General features: G+C 45.3%; 8 protein-coding genes. 4 read left to right on the top strand and 4 right to left on the bottom strand.

Annotation, left to right across the window (positions count from 1 at the left end):
- Window positions 1-75 precede the first annotated feature (75 nt).
- On the bottom strand, window positions 76-3522 hold the full coding sequence (locus B5F77_RS02265) for a TonB-dependent receptor (RefSeq protein WP_087327034.1): 3447 nt from the start codon (window positions 3520-3522) through the stop codon (window positions 76-78).
- A gap of 148 nt (window positions 3523-3670) precedes the next feature.
- Here B5F77_RS02265 and B5F77_RS02270 point away from each other — a divergent pair, with 148 nt between their 5' ends.
- The 4 genes from B5F77_RS02270 to B5F77_RS02285 all read left to right on the top strand — a co-directional run bounded on the left by B5F77_RS02270 (window position 3671) and on the right by B5F77_RS02285 (window position 8743).
- Complete coding sequence (locus B5F77_RS02270; RefSeq protein WP_087327037.1) at window positions 3671-4273, top strand: RNA polymerase sigma-70 factor; 603 nt, start codon at window positions 3671-3673, stop codon at window positions 4271-4273.
- Window positions 4274-4338: 65 nt separating this feature from the next.
- Window positions 4339-5307, top strand: coding sequence for a FecR domain-containing protein (locus tag B5F77_RS02275; protein WP_087327039.1), 969 nt, complete (start codon window positions 4339-4341; stop codon window positions 5305-5307).
- A 363-nt stretch (window positions 5308-5670) separates the two neighbouring features.
- Window positions 5671-7509: a DUF349 domain-containing protein gene (locus B5F77_RS02280; RefSeq protein ID WP_087327043.1), complete on the top strand. Its 1839-nt coding sequence runs from the start codon at window positions 5671-5673 to the stop codon at window positions 7507-7509.
- A 4-nt stretch (window positions 7510-7513) separates the two neighbouring features.
- Window positions 7514-8743 carry a hypothetical protein gene (locus tag B5F77_RS02285; protein WP_087327046.1) on the top strand — a complete coding sequence of 410 codons (1230 nt, stop codon included), beginning with the start codon at window positions 7514-7516 and terminating at the stop codon, window positions 8741-8743.
- Between the two features lie 743 nt (window positions 8744-9486).
- On the opposite strand, the gene B5F77_RS02290 is transcribed toward B5F77_RS02285, so the two are convergent.
- The 3 genes from B5F77_RS02290 to B5F77_RS02300 all read right to left on the bottom strand — a co-directional run bounded on the left by B5F77_RS02290 (window position 9487) and on the right by B5F77_RS02300 (window position 16204).
- Window positions 9487-10242, bottom strand: coding sequence for an HU family DNA-binding protein (locus B5F77_RS02290; protein ID WP_087327048.1), 756 nt, complete (start codon window positions 10240-10242; stop codon window positions 9487-9489).
- Window positions 10243-10992: 750 nt separating this feature from the next.
- Window positions 10993-12717: a SusD/RagB family nutrient-binding outer membrane lipoprotein gene (locus B5F77_RS02295; RefSeq protein WP_087327051.1), complete on the bottom strand. Its 1725-nt coding sequence runs from the start codon at window positions 12715-12717 to the stop codon at window positions 10993-10995.
- Between the two features lie 34 nt (window positions 12718-12751).
- A complete protein-coding gene (locus B5F77_RS02300) occupies window positions 12752-16204 on the bottom strand; it encodes a SusC/RagA family TonB-linked outer membrane protein (protein ID WP_087327052.1) in 3453 nt (1150 codons plus the stop codon).
- Window positions 16205-16322: the final 118 nt, after the last annotated feature.

Consider the following 16322-nt stretch of genomic DNA (forward strand, 5'->3'; position numbering starts at 1 on the left):
AGCAAGACGTCATGCCACAAAATGCTGCAGCCAAACAAATATATTTAAACCAGTTCTTCATTTTACGATGTTTTATTAGAAGTTTATATTCAAACCAATGGTAAATGTACGCATGATAGGGTAGGAATCTAGCTTGTCTTGTTCCGGATCCATTTCTTCCATGCCATCAATACTAAAGAGATTTGTGCCATTTCCAAAAACTTGGATGGCATTTACACCCCATGCCGAATACCAGTTTTTGGGCAGAGTATAGGCAATGTTCAAGTTCTTTAAACGTAGGTAAGCACCATTTCGAATCCAGAAGGTAGAACCCGCAGCCCCATAGTTTTCTGACCATTCACCCGTAGCCGCCGGATATTTGGCCTCAGGATTCTCAGGCGTCCATACGTCACCTGCCCATAAATCAAAATAGGGCCTATCTTCTACTTGGAAGACACCATCCCCATTGTTTGTCTTTATCATACGGTCATACCCGCCGACACCTTGGAAAAGAGCTTCAATGCTTAAACCTTTCCATTCCACACTAAAGCCAAAGCCATAGTTGATGCGCGGATCGGACTTACGCGAAAGATAATCCCAGTCATTCGAATCGACTTTGCCATCGGGTCCCCATGATTCGTTCTCTCCCCGGATATCTTTATATAATAATTGTCCTAAACGCGGCTCTTTTCCAAACTGTGTGAAACCTTCAGGCAAGGCATCCAATTGCTCTTGGGTACGAATGATGCCTTCACAAATATAACCTGTGAGATACCCATTGGGATAGCCGATGCGACTTTTCCAAGCCGGTAAGTCTGTGGCTTCATCATATTTTACCCATTTATCTTTTACATATCCCAAATTCGCATTAACCGAATAATTTACTTCGCCTATATGATTACTATATTGAAGGCTTAACTCAAAACCATTCCAAGCCTGTTCCGCATAGTTCTCGGCAGCTTTCCCTCTTCCATAGGTATCCGGAACAGAGGCGACACGTTGTTGCAATATATCCGTTTTGCGCTTATGGAAATAACTGAAGTCTCCTACTAAAGTATTATTGAAAAGACCGAAGTCAAGTCCCACATCATATAGCTTAAGCGTAGCCCATGTCAAATAAGGATTGGGTGTCGAACCGATAGCGATACCACTATAATAAGTATCTCCAAACAAATAGCCTGTTGCGCTTTGGAATTTGTTCCTCCATCCGAACAAGGCCAGATTTCCGTCACTTACGCTCATATCCGTATCATCTCCCGTCGTGCCATAGGAACCTCTCAACTTCAAATTGCTTAACCACTCAATTGATTTCATGAATTCCTCGTTCGACATACGCCATCCAAAAGAAACAGAAGGAAAGAAACCCCAACGATGCCCCGGTCCAAATTTCGCATTGCCATCTTCACGAAAAGAAAATTCAGCAATATAACGGTCATCGTAATTATAATTGAAACGACCGACCCATGCCACGCGTGCCATTTCCTCTTCACTTCCACTAAAATACTGATGGATTACGTCGTCGGAAGCTACAAATATTTGATCAATCGATGAAGTAAGCAAATCCTCGGCTGTACCGGTTAAATATTTAGATTGCGATTCGGATATTTCATAAGCAATCATTCCCGTGATATGATGTTTCCCAAATGCGCGGTCATAATTCAGCATCCAGTTAAATTGATACGATTGGTCCAACCAAACATTTTCCTGGATATTTTCATACGCATGTCCTAAGTTATGCAGATTTATTTGATTAGGGTCTACAGGACCCGGAATGAAGATATTATCCGTAGAAGCACTTTGGAAAATATAGCTTCTGTTGAATGTTGCGAAACGTTTTCTGTTTTTATCAGATACATTGTACTGTCCAATTACGCTTGTACTTAATCCTTTTACGTATTTGCTCATGTCCAAGTCTAAACGTAAGATGGCTTCCACATTGCGTGCCTTTGTCTTTTCATAATTATCGCCAAAGACCAATTCGCCGAAATGAGAACCTCCTGTTACGACGGGGTAATCCGTTCTTGTTTCGGAAGGATTTCCGTTTTCATCTACATACCAAGGACGAAGTCTTGAACCATTAAATGTAGTTCTATAAAAATCGGAAAGCGTCATACTCTCCGGATCATAATCATACGGCCAATAAAAACGTTTGTAATCCCTTTCATTACCACTTACATTAAAATTAACTTTAAAGGCATCTGTAATTTTAGCTGTAATATCTGAACGAAAGTTATAGCGATTATAATTTGTATTTTGATATGAACCTTCTTCACCATGGTAACCGACCATCATATAATAGGTGATTCTTTCATTGCCACCATTTACACTAATGTTGTGTTCCGTATTCCACGGGTTTTGCCAAATAAGGTCATTTAGATTATATCCATCTTTATCTCTAAAATAATCGAAGTAATTTTCGCCATAAGGGATTTGGAAATGGGGGTCCGGGGTCGCCAATATACTATTTTTATAAGTAGCTACCCGATTCAAGAAAGTCAGTTCATCTGTAGCTGTCCAATCTTGCAAATCACGGGTCGGACTGGCTGCTGTAAAAGAGCCTTTATATTGAAACATAGGTTTCTGGATAGAACCTTTTTTAGTCGTTACCAATACGACACCATTACCTGCTTTCGAACCATATATAGAAGCACTGGCGGCATCTTTCAAAATGTTAATGCTTTCTACCTCGTTTGGGTCCAATGCATCAAATGCTGTTTTATCTCTAATTATGCCATTGATTACATATAGTGGTTCAGCAAAGCTGCCACGGATACGGATAGAAGAAGAGGCGCCGGCAAATCCTGAATTATTGGTAATCGTTACACCCGGTGCACGGCCAGCCAAAGAATTAGACAAATTAGAGACGGGTATATTTTCCAAATCAGAAGTCTTAATAGCTGTTATGGCTCCTGTCAAATTTACCTTCTTCTGCGTACCGTATCCGACTACTACTAACTCATCCAGTTGCTTCGAATCTTCCGATAGGGTAATGGCGAGCGTGCTTTCTTTCCCTATTCGTTGGGTTTGTGTTAAATAGCCAATGTAGGAGATTTCCAGTACATCACCTTCGGATACTTCGAGGGAGAAGTTTCCGTCGAGGTCGGTGATAGTACCGTTCGTGGTGCCTTTTACCATCACATTCGCGCCGATAATGGGAATACCGTTCGAATCCGTAACAGTTCCTTTTATCTTCTTGGGTTGCTCGGAAGGTTTGGTGGTTTTGGTACTCGTGCGATTGAAAATGACAATGTTCTTTTCGAATTGCAATTCGAAATCTAAACCTAATGGATGCAAGGCATTGGTCAGTACTTCTCGAGTGGATACGTTTTGTCCCGAAATTGTTACATTCCCTTTCCCTTGCAATACGACATCGCGATAGGAAAAACGGTAAGGAGTTTGCTTCTCTATAGTAGAGAATAATTCCGTCAACGGTCGTTGTTTCAGGTCTATGGAAACTTTTTGTTCTTGAGCCCATGCCGCGCCAGTTAGCCAAAAACAAATAGAAACCGGCAAAATAGCTCGTTTAATCATACAGTTATCCATACAATAAAGTTAATTTAAAATTGTGTTTCCCCAATATAATGTTTGATAGTAAAGACAAGCTTGGTCTCTTTTTGTACCGTAAATTCTTTACTTTTTTTCATTCATTCTTCTTTTTTTCTTATTTTTGCACGCGTAATGAAAGTAAGCCATGGAGCAAAATGAACCCATAGAACAGCAATATATACGCGAATTGAAAAATAGTTCCCGGAAGGCGTTTAATGCGCTTTATCGTATGTATTGTGCTCGTTTGTATGCTTTTGCTTATCAATATACGAAGTCGAAAGAGGATGCGGAGGAGATTATACAAGATACGTTCACGAAGCTTTGGACCTATCGAAAGAGCATACGGCAGGAGGAATCGCTTGCCAGTTTTTTGTTTCAGATAGCAAAGAATTTGCTCATCAATCGTTTCCATTCGGTCGTAAATTCGCCTTTGTTTGAAGAGTATGTCGTAGCGCATCACGAAGCGGTTTGTTTGGAAACGGAATCTGCTTCTTCCCGATTGGAATTTGAAGAGTTCCGGGAGATGCTATTGGTATATATTCGTCAATTGCCCGTGACGCAACAAAAGATTGTGTATTGCCGTTTGTTCGACGAATTGACTCCGCCCGAGACGGCTCAAAAACTTCAGTTAAGCGAACAAACCGTTCGTAATCAGTTTTCGTTAGCATTGAAAAGCTTGCGCCGGTATTTGCTTTCCAAAAATCTATTAGGGCTTTTCTTTTCTCTTTTGTATGTTATAAAAACATAAACTTTTGTGGATTTTCGGTACATTTTGGAGAATAGGGTCTCTATTAGTATATATGAGGAATAAAGATGAAGGATTTAATAGAAAAATATAAAAGGAATGAGTTGACTCCAGAGGAGCTTCAGACGCTTCGCGCGAAGATGGCGGCAGGAAACGCTCAGGATTTGGAGGGAATCATGCGGGAAGATTGGGAGGGGTTCCAATCCGGTCCATGGATGATGCCTAAAAAGGAGATTGATTATAACGCTGTTTGGAATGAAATAGAACGGAAAACGATCAAGAATATAGTTATAAATTGGCGGCGTATCTTGAGTTATGCGGCTATCTTTTTGCTTCCCATCCTTTTGTTTTCTACTTTTTATTTTTACCGAGAGGCGAGGGGCGTCATGACGCAAGAGATGATTGTGCAAACCGAGGCGGGTGAACATGCCAATATCACGTTGCCTGACGGGACTTCTGTTAATTTGAATGTCCGTTCGAGGTTGACTTATAATCCGGCTGATTTCAACAAGCGGACGCGTCGCATCGGTTTCATAGGGGAGGGGTATTTTCAAGTTGCCCGGAATGAAGAGATTCCGTTTATTATTTCTTCGCAGAACATCCAATTGAAAGTGTTGGGTACGGAATTCAATTTCCGTTCGCGCGAAAACCAGGATAACATCGAGGTTATTTTAGAGAAAGGACATGTGTTGCTTTCCTCTTCGGATAAGTATATCGAGTTGTTTGAAAACGAAACCGCTATTTACGATAAGCAAACGGGTACGTTTTCGGTAGAAAAGCAAAAGGACGAACCGATTCATTGGTTGCAAAAAGAGCTTTATTTCCAGAATACCCCTTTTGCCGATTTGTTGAAAATCCTTGAGGAGGCGTATAATGTCCGTTTTGAATGGCAAGCGTGCGAATATTTGGCGGGCGATAGGTTTAGCGGTACTTTGCCTTCTTCCAATTTGCGTTCGGTCTTGGAGATTTTGCGTAAGAGTTATGGTTTCGAGTACGAAGTGAATACGGCCCGCGTCATTGTCATTCGTCCGGAATAAAAGGGTGTTGAGGGTGGTTTTCCTCTGGAAGAGAAAGAAAGGCTGGGCAGGAAGGAAATAATTCGCTATATTTGTGCCGTCCGTTCGTGTGAACGGGGAAACCATATAATTATATAGAAGAATCAGCTTACGCTTCAGGTACTCGCGACGGATGGAACTGAAAAGTAGAAGCTCGATTTGTAAAGGAATCGTTCTTGGGGACACTCCAGGAAGGGGGCGTTTCCCTATCAGAACGGTACTTTTAGTGATTTTTACGAAAAAAAACCGTCAAATGTATGGTTATAAAAAATTATTTAGCTTAATTTGTATTTGATTTGAATGCAAGAACAGGGAATGTAACAATCCTCTCTAAAACGATAAAGTATGAAGGACACTCTTGAAACGAATTTGACGGGTGAAAATACCGTTGAATTGAACGAAACTAATGAACAAGTAGCTGCAACCCCACAGGTGGCGGACGTCGCTACGGAATCAAAAGAAGCAGAGGTAGAATCTGCGGGTAAATTAACGAAAGACGAAATCCTGAGTCGGCTGAAGTCGCTTGTCGAAGCTCCGGTAGAAAACGTGCGTGGCGAAGTCGAAGCGCTTAAGCAGGCTTATTATAAGATTCGCCATAACGAGGTCGAAGCGCAAAAGAGCGCGTTCCTCAGTCAGGGCGGCGCGGAAGAGGATTTTGCAATTCCGGAAGATACAACGGAAGCCGAACTCAAAGACTTGCTGGCTATCTATAAGGAAAAGAAGGCGGCTATGCTGGCCGAGGAGGAAAAGCAGAAGGAGGCGAACTATGCGTTGAAACTCCAGCTTATCGAACAGCTAAAGGCGCTTTGTGCCAGCCAGGATGATTTTAATAAACTCTATAATGAGTTCAAGGCTATCCAACAGAAATGGAAGGAGATTAAGCAGGTGCCTGAAGAGCATGCGAACGAATTGTGGCACGAGTATCAGAACTATAGCGAGCAATTTTATGATTTAATTAAGATAAACAATCAGTTCCGCGATTACGATTTCAAGAAGAACTTGGAATTGAAGACGGCTCTTTGTGAAACGGTCGAGAAGTTGGAGGTGGAGCCGGATGTGATTTCTGCTTTCCACCAGCTCCAGAAGCTGCATCAACAATGGCGTGAGATTGGTCCGGTGGCCAAGGATTTGCGCGAAGATTTGTGGGCTCGCTTCAAGGCGGCGTCTGCTGTGATTAATAAGCGCCACCAGCAGTATTTCGAAGATTTGAAGGCGAAAGAGCAGGAGAATCTGGTGGCCAAGACGGCTATCTGCGAACAGATTGAAAGTATTGATTATGCGAAGCTCAAGACCTTCAAGGACTGGGACAAGAAGAATTCGGAGGTGCTTGATTTGCAACAGCAGTGGCGTACCATCGGTTTTACGCCGAAGAAGTTCAATACCAAGATTTTCGAACGTTTCCGCGCGGCATGCGATATTTTCTTTAGCAGGAAAGTGGCTTTCTTTAAGGAGAAAAAGGTGGAAATGGAAAAGAACTTGGAAAAGAAACGGGCGCTTTGCGAACAGGCGGAAGCCTTGAAGGATAGTACGGACTGGAAGGAGACAACGGATAAGTTCGTGGCGCTGCAAAAGGAATGGAAGGCCATCGGGCAAGTCCCGTTCCGCCATTCGGATGCTATCTGGAAGCGCTTCATTACCGCGTGCGATTATTTCTTCGCGCAAAGGGAGCAGACGCTCTCGTCCCAGAAGTCGGAAGAGCAAGCGAATCTCAAGGCGAAGAAGGAATTGATTGAAAAGGTGAAGTCGCTGGATGAGTCGCTCGAGCCGGACGAGGCTATTAACCTCTTGAAAGATTATATGGCGGAGTGGAATACTATCGGCTTTGTTCCCTTTAGGGATAAGGACAAAATTTACAAGGCTTTCCATCAGGCTGTCGACGCACAGTTCGACCGTTTGAAGGTGGACCGTCAGGACCGCCGGATTCGTTCGTTCCGCTCGAACCTCAGCGAAATGGCCGGTAAGGGCAAAGGCAAGTTGTACACGGAGCGCGAGAAGTTGATGCGGAGTTACGACCGGATGAAGAGCGAGCTCCAGACCTACGAGAACAACATTGGTTTCTTGAGCGTTCATTCGAAGGGGGGCAGCGGGCTTATCAAAGAGATGGAACGCAAAATCGCTTCTTTGCGGGAGGAAATGGAGTTGATTGTGCAAAAGATAGATGCCATTGACGAAAATTTGGAATAAATAAATGCAACTCTCTTCTTTTATCTATTTTAATCCCGGAAACGAGGAGGCGATAGGTATCGGCCGGCGTAATTACACGCCGGTTTTTTCTGTGCGCCGCATGGAGGCGGAGCTGGCTTGCCTTCCGCTCTGGTATGGGGATTCGTCGGATGTGGTATGGGCGGAATCGCCGGTCGACGAGGATTTTGCGGAGCTGATGCGGTGTCTGTTCCCGGGTTTGCCTCGTCTGGTCTCTCCGCGTCGGTTCTTTCCCGAAGAGCGTTTCGTGGCGGCTCCTTGGGGGCTGGCACCGAATGTGTTGGCTCGGTTCGAGCGGTGGGTGAAGCAATATCGCTTGCCTGTCGAGGTGCCGGTGTGGACGGAGGTGTATCGTCGGTTGGTGAGCCGGGAGACGGCATGCCGCGCTTTGGCGTCTCTTCACGCCTGTTTGCCTTCCGAGGCGTTACCTTCACTTCCTTTCTTTGCCTCTTCGCTCGAGGAGATAAGCCATTGGCTCCACGGGAAGCAGGGGAGGTTCCTGCTGAAAGCGCCCTTCTCTTCGTCCGGACGGGGGCTGTTGCCCCTTTCGGTGGCCGAATGGGAGGAGGATGCGAAAAAGCGGCAGTGGGCGGAGGCGGTTATTCGTCGGCAGGGCACGGTGAGCATCGAGCCGTTGTATGATAAGCTGAAGGATTTTGCGATGGAGTTTTATTCCGATGGGGCAGGGCAGGTGACCTATCGGGGGCTTTCGCTGTTTCAAACGGTGCGTACCGGTGCCTATTCGGGCAATCTCTTGGGGTCGGAGGATTTCCGTCTCCAGCAATTGGGTGCGGATGTCGATCGTTCGGCCCTCGAGCGTGTCCGGGAGGCGGTGTGCCGGGTGCTGGCCAAGATTTATGGCATGGCTTATCGGGGACCTTTGGGAGTCGATATGTTCCTTTATCGTACGGATGCGGTCTCTCCGTTGCGCATCCATCCTTGTGTGGAAATCAATATGCGGCAGACGATGGGCGGCTTGGCTCTCCATCTTTCGGAACATTACTTGGCTCCGGAGGCGCGCGGCGTTTTCTTCCTCTCTTTCCACAAACAACCGGGCGAGGTCCTTGCGCGGCATCACGAGATGCTCCGCCGGTATCCGCTCCAACTCCGGGAGCATCGCATCACGGGTGGTTACTTGAATCTATGCCCTATCAGTGAAGAGACGGGTTATTGGGCGCATATCCTGGTAGAACATGTGCCTGCGTCGTGTATATAGCACGCTGACACGGCTACATGAAAAATCTGTCCTCTTCGAGGCCTGTTATAAGAATTTATGGGGGGCAGACACATGGGGCTGCCCCTATGGCCAGTTGTTTTGCTTCGAATATATATATTATGGTTCGTAGGGGCAGATAGAATCTGTCCAAATCCCAAGGAAGCAAATGGGGCGGATTCAATCCGCATCCTACAGTTTATTAAAGTTGCCGTAGGCCTCGCTCCGCTTCGGCCGCGCGGTTAAGCATGGTTTGACGGTTGCACCGTCCCGCTTCCACTTGTCCTTTCAAGAAATAAAGATCGCTTTGTTTTCCCCCGTTGGTTAATATAGATGCAGTAGACGGCGGCACCGTCTAACGATGCTTAACCGCGGGTGACACGCAGTGTTACCTGCGGGGAGGCTATCCCCCCATCCCTTCGACCTCGAAGGGGTCGAACTTCAGGTAGCCGCAGGTCGCAACCATCGGCGAGGCCTGCGGTATCGCATGTGATAGTAGGAAGGTGTGCCATTTTCTATCCCGCAAAAAAAGCGGCCCCGCGCTCGGAGCCGCTTCGATTTATAGTTGTAATTAATAACTATCTACCTGGGCGCATCGCTGCGGCCTTTGAATTAGATATATAAAGCTAATAGTCCTGTTTAAAAGGAAGGCGGCTCAGTGTAAACCGCCTTCCGAAAAAAATCTAAATAAAGTGCCTTGGGCGCATCGCTGCGGCCGTGGCTATTAAGTGTTTATCTGTTCTTTTTTATTCTAATACGATGGGTATCGAGCACTCGACGGTGCGGGGCTCTGCCTGCAACTTGCCGTTTTCGCCGATGTAGGTCTCGATACGCAGCGTATAATTGCCTTCTGTCAAATCGTTGGGCACTACGAATATCAGCGAATCGTTGGTCGAGGTGCGGATTTCCAGCTCTTCGTCCACGTCCAGCGTGTTCCGCAGGTACCCTTTGCCAAATGCTTCGCCCGTCGCATCCTTGCATTCGATACCGCCTCCATTGGCAAAGGCGATGGCGCCGCGCTTCAGATGCCCGTTCGTCTGGCCCGTTGCGCCGCACAGGATGCTGGTGAAACCCAAACTTCCGGAAGCCGTACCGTCCAGCTTACTAATATCTTTGATGTTAGTCCATACCAAATCTTCGCTAATCAAAGCACGTTTTACCGTATTGCCTTTCCGGCTTGATTCAGGAACAAAGCGAACGCGCGTGCCTGCGATTTGTTTCGCATTCACCTCATCCGCTGTTTTTACACCTTGCCCTTTGGATGTACAAGTATAATAGAACGTACCCAACCCGTCGACTTGCACGCTACGGCCCGAGTTCATAAAACCACCCATCACCATGCCCATCGCTTCGATAGCCGCCTTCGCATCCGGCGTGCTGACCGTCGTCATCATGGCGATTTGTTTACACAGTTCGTCCATCGTAACAGGCGAACCTATCGTCACAGCCTGCGGATACCACAGCTCTGACATTTTCTTATAAACAGCTTTAAATATTGGCATATCTCTTATAATTAACACGTTATACAATTTAACAATTTGCAATCAAACTGGCTGTTGACACCTATAAGAAGTGTCACCGACACTTATAAGAAGTGTCTCGGATACTTATAAGAAGTGTCAGGGACACTTCTTATAGGTGTCAACACCCTTCCTATAGGGCGTCTGCACCCCCTCCCCAAGGGAGGTTTTTCTCCTGAGGAATGCTTACTCGTTTTGTGTAAGGGGCGGGATGCGTATTCCGCCCCCTCTAAAAACACATTTCATAACGCTTACGGGGCGCAATCCCTGCGGCCGAATAAGCATTCTTCAGTAGAAGTTTTCTTCAAAGGATTAGGACAAGTAAATCCTATGGTCCTATTTTAGGTGTGTCTATCGGTTGCAGACGGCAGCGCCGTCTAACGATGCTTAACCGTGGGTGACGCGTTAGCGTTACCTGCGGGGAGGCTATCCCCATCCCCCTCGACCTCGAAGGGGTCGAACGGGGATTGTGATGCAGTTCGACCCCTTCGAGGTCGGAACAGATGGACTATCCTACCGCAGGTAACACTGCGTGTCACCCGCGGTTAAGCATGGTTGGACGGTTATACCGTCCTGCTTCCACTTGTCCTTTCAGGAAATAAAGATCGCTTTGGGTTATCCCCCTTGTTATATAAATGCCAACCAAGGCACTTATATATGTTTTGTTTATATTGCCGAGGGTTTTTACACCCTCGGCTTTTAAAGTCTATAGATAGATTATAAGATTGATTATTAGTCAATCATGTGATAATAATCGCTCTTAGCCCAGAACAATGTGGTGTAATAACCCAGCGGTTCATCGTAATTAGTTGCAATAGCAGCTTGATAATTAGCTGAATTATTTGTAACCTCATCACTCGGATAAGGCAAACGTCCCGGAGGTGTTGCATAAGCCGGAGTTTGCGTATCACGAGAGAAGTTCACTACGGGATAACCGGTACGACGAACTACGTTCCATGCTTCCAACTCGTTCATAAAGCTGAAGTTCAACCACAATTGTTCGCACACGCGTTGTTGGGTCGGTTCCCAGATGCTTTCTGCATATGCGGTGATTTCAGCATCAGTCGGTTCTGTCAATGTACGGAATCCACGATAGCTATCATTACCCGGTACACGATACAATGTACTATTCAATTTTGTATCCCAGTAGAACTCTGCGGATTGTTCAACACCCTTGATGAAGTTTTCGCGAGCTGCATTTTGATCTGCCGCTACGCCATATCCCATCAAATAAGCTTCTGCTTTGCTCAAACTTACTTCGGCAGCACCAATCCATAAACTGAATACGTTTTCATTACCTTGATAAGTATCATAACCGGCAATCAGTTGTGTATCGATTTCACAGAAATAGTTAGCAGTCAAGATACCTCTATTTACATATTCCTGATGCTTTTCAGCCTCAAAGTTTGTAATTTCGGCATTGCTCATAGTCAAATCAAATGCTACGTATTCGTTATCCGGATTCGGGTCATACATGGCTTGTAAACGCGGGTCTGTATTAGCATCGGGAATGCCACCTTCCGGTACATTCATTACGCGCAAAATAGTCTGTGAAGCGGCAGCATACGAACCCGTACGCAATGCTTGCGACATACTTTTACCCCAGTTGAAATCATCCGACTGTGTGCTGGCAGCTACACCCATATTATCTGCATTACTTTCAATCAACGGATATTGGCTCGGATTATTCAAGATTTCTGCGATGGCAGCATGAGCATCCGATACACAATCACCATTAGTTGCTAAGTGCAACGCAATACGCAAACGAAGAGAATTAACCCACTTTTGCCATACGACCGGATCACCGGCTGCGATGGTATAATCTTGTGGTACTAAATAAATCAATCCGTCTCCATCAATATTTCCGCTGGCCAAATAATCGCCCGTTTCTTTCAAATCGGCTAAGATTTGCTTGTAAAGTGTCACATCATCGTCATATACACAAGCTTGTTTAGCGCGGTCATAATCACCATCAATCCAGATGGTGCCCGCCCCATTGAAAGGAACATCGCCAAACAGAGAAAGCATTTCATGCAATTGGGCATCTACCATGGCACGAGACAAATGGAAGAAAATAGCATAAGTAGGCTTTTCTTCTTCCGAAAGATTGTTGTAGTTGTATTCCAACAAACGGTGTTGCGTTACCATGTCGTAGAACTGTTTCCAACGGTCGTTATAACGACCTTCACCGGCTCCCATAAATCGACCTCTGGTATTGTTATCACCTACTACGCCTGAAAATAATCCAGATGTCGTAGACTGTGAGTAATAACGATAATAAAGAAGGTCCATCCATTGTCTACCTTTAAACATCACGCCAGTAAACACCTGAGGTATTCCTACCGTCGTTGTTTTGGAGGGGTCGAGGTATTTTTCATCATACTCCGAGTCAGAACATGACGTGCCAATGGACATCAACATCGCCCCTGCTGCTAATAATGAAAGTATCTTTTTCATACGTCTTTCTTCTTTTAATGATTTAATTAACTAATTAGAAACTTGCCCGAATCGAGAAACCAAATGAACGAGAACTTGCCGTTGAACCTTCTACTACGGATTGATAAATCCAGTTTGTACCAGCTGTTGTTTCTGCATCGAACAACTTCAACGAACGGTAAATATAGAACGGGTTACGGGCAAATGCAGAAATCTGCAAGTTACTGCAAGCGAACTTCTCCGTCCAGCTCTTTGGTAAAGTGTATCCTAAACTGATTTCACGACACTTTACATACGTATTCTTTTGAACCGCATCTGCATATGTCTGGCTGGCACCTGAAGAACCCCAACCATACATATTATCGTTTGCTTCAAATTGCGTTACGATAATATCATTGGGTGTACCATCTTCCTTTACACCCGGAAGAATTAAACCGTTATCCCATACATAATGGCCATTTACCATCGTTTCACCACGCTTGTAGTTGCTAATCTGGTCTGCCGGTACAATATGGATAGAAGCCTTGTCGGATACATCTTCTGTATCGCTGTAGTAGAAGATACCGCCTGTAGAGGCATCGCGTACTCCAATCGCATCTGTAACGTTACCAGCGTCTATCATATACTGCCAAGGTAAGTTCAATACATCGCCGCCAATACGGAAATCGAATTGCATATCCAAGGTAAAGGCTTTATAACTCAAACTGGTACCGAAACCTCCCGTTAATTTAGGCATGGCATTACCTACTTTGTGGCGTTCTGTCTTATCCGAAATATAGAGACCGTTTTCACCTACGATATAGTTACCATTCTCATCCGTCTGCCATGTATAGGTATACCAATCACCCATTGGTTCGCCTACGTGCGACTCCAATACGGCAGCATCACCATCCGCACTGTAGTGTTGAAGTCTATCCAAACCTTCTGCCAACTTGGTTACCTTATTTTTGTTCCAAGCAATATTGGCACGCAAATCCCATCTCCAATCCTTGTTTTCAATAGGCGTACCATAGACATTCAATTCAATACCTTTGTTCTCCAACTCACCGACGTTCATCAACATGGACTGTGCACCCATAGAGGCAGCAGCCGTTGTTTGTAGAATCTGGTCTTTGATGGTATTGGCATAGAAGTTAAATTCCATACCCAAGCGGTTGTTCAAGAACTTGTTCTCAATACCCAACTCGAACTCATACTTGGTTTCTGGTTTGATGGCTTCGTTTCCGATACCAGTCGGTACAAAGTTGATGATGTAGTTATTACCATGCAGTTTTGATTCCTGCGTATATACCATGTTGGCTCTATAGATTTCCGGCGCGTTACCTACAATACCATACGAGAAACGAACTTTACCATAATCCCACCAAGACGGATTCTTGTCTTTCAACAGTTCGGTGTACAATACACTGACGCTGGCTGATGGATACCAGAAAGAGTTATTGCCGTGGCTCAGGGTAGAGGTCTTTTCCTGGCGGATAGAACCTTCCACATAACCCCAGCTATCGTAACCATAACTTGCCGTCAAGAAGGCACCCGTACGGAGCAACTCTTGTTTCGTCATGCTGGCGTTCTTTTGTAATACGGAAGCATCCAAGTGGAACCAGTTTTCTTGCGTCATACCGCCGTTGGTGCTGACATTTGACAGATAGTAAGATTCTTGACGCGCATTCCAACCCAAGTTGGCGGTTACGTTGTGCTTTTCGCCAAAAGTCTTGTCGAACATCAACATGATATCACTATAGACAATCGAGTAACGGCTATTCTTTAAACCATATTGTTCGTCAGCATATTGTCCGTTGGTAGAGAACACGTGTGCCGTTTTCGTATTGTTCATTGTTTCTATCTTATCTACAGTCAAGTCGGTAGCGATACGTCCGCTTAACGTCAAGCCCGGAATAATATCCCAAGTCGGGTTAACAGACCCAATGAAACGCTGGTGGTCTTCCAACTGGTTATTGGCAAATACTTGCCAGAAGTATTCACTTACCAATGAGGTAGCACCCATCGGCGTGTAAAGGAATTGTTCATCTGGTGTCAATGTGTTAACATCACCACCATTGATAGCCGAAATGGTATTTACATATCCTAAACTGGTAACGGTATGGTCACGAATATAAGCTACATCCGTAAAACCACCAAACATACCGCTATAGTTGTTTGTCAAACGAGAAATACGGTAGGGGCGGTTCTTGATATTTTGTGTCGTATAGTTCGCGGTATAGTTGAACTTAATGGTATTGGTTACATTGAAAGTACCATTCAAACTAAATACATGCTTGCTATTACGCGAATTATACTGCATCGGTTTATTGTCGTTGAATGTATACGAGAAACGTACATTGTTCTTTTCCGTAGCATTCGTTAACGAGAGGTTATAGGTCTGCGTTACGCCGGTACGGAAGATATCTGCCCATTGATTATGGTCAATCGGTTCCCATGCACGTTCTGTTCCATCGAAGTAAGTCACCGTCTTAGTTGGGTCATATTTAGCACCCCAAGTATATGCAGACTCACGGTTAGGCGTAGTAATTGGATTACCATTGCGGTCTACACGAGTTTGACGGAAACCTGTCAAAGCCTGCGGATCCGCGTTGCTACCGATACCGAAGTTATCATAACCAGGACCATATTCCTTTTGGATTTCAGGCATATAGGCCACCTTATCAAAGGTCAAATTGGCACTGAAGTCAATCTTGGTACCCGAACCGGCTTTCCCTTTCTTGGTGGTAATCATGACAACACCGTTGGCAGCTTCCGAACCGTAGAGGGCAGATGCGGCGGCACCCTTTAAGATAGAGATGTTTTCGATATCTTCCGGGTTGATATCCACCATACCATTGGAATCGATACGTTGGTTGCTCCAATAACCATCGTTGTTGGCGTTACCGTTACGGATGGGCACACCATCCATGATGATTAACGGCTGCGTGTTACCCGTAATAGAGGAGAGACCGCGGACAGAGATTGATACGGAACCGGTACCACCACCGGGAGCCGACGCGATACGTACACCGGCTGCTTTACCATACAAACCTGTGGCAATGGAAGCACTACCGGTCTTGTTCAAGTCATCGGCTGCAATGGTACTAACGGCATAACCCAACTTTTTGGCGTCTTTCTTGATACCCAAGGCCGTTACGACGACCTCTTCCAGCTGTTCCGAATCTTCCGCCATGGTGACGTTGATGCTTGGCTGGCCGGTATAAGGGATATCCTGCGTCTTGTACCCGATGTACGAGATTTCGATGATATCGCCGTTCTTTACGCCTTCCAAGGTGAAGTTACCGTCCATGTCGGTAATACAACCTGTGGTGGTGCCTTTGATGATTACGGATGCGCCGATGACTGGACCGTAAGCATCCACTACGTTACCCGTCACTGTGCCGTCCTGCTGAGCACGGAGGGCACTCGGGTTTGCCGGGGCAATTTCTGCATAGATGTTACCTGTTACGCTCAATGCAGCTGCCACCAATAGCAAACAAATGGAATTTGTTGTCTTGTTTGGCATAAATAATTCTTTATTGTGTTTATACTAAAATTAAACTTTTCCTTTATTGTAACGGAATCAGTAAGTTAGCCACTTGCGTTTTTCGTTTTTCTGCCTTGGTCTAACCAAGACTACGTCA

It is taken from the genome of Parabacteroides sp. An277 (genome assembly GCF_002159645.1).
Taxonomy (GTDB): domain Bacteria; phylum Bacteroidota; class Bacteroidia; order Bacteroidales; family Tannerellaceae; genus Parabacteroides.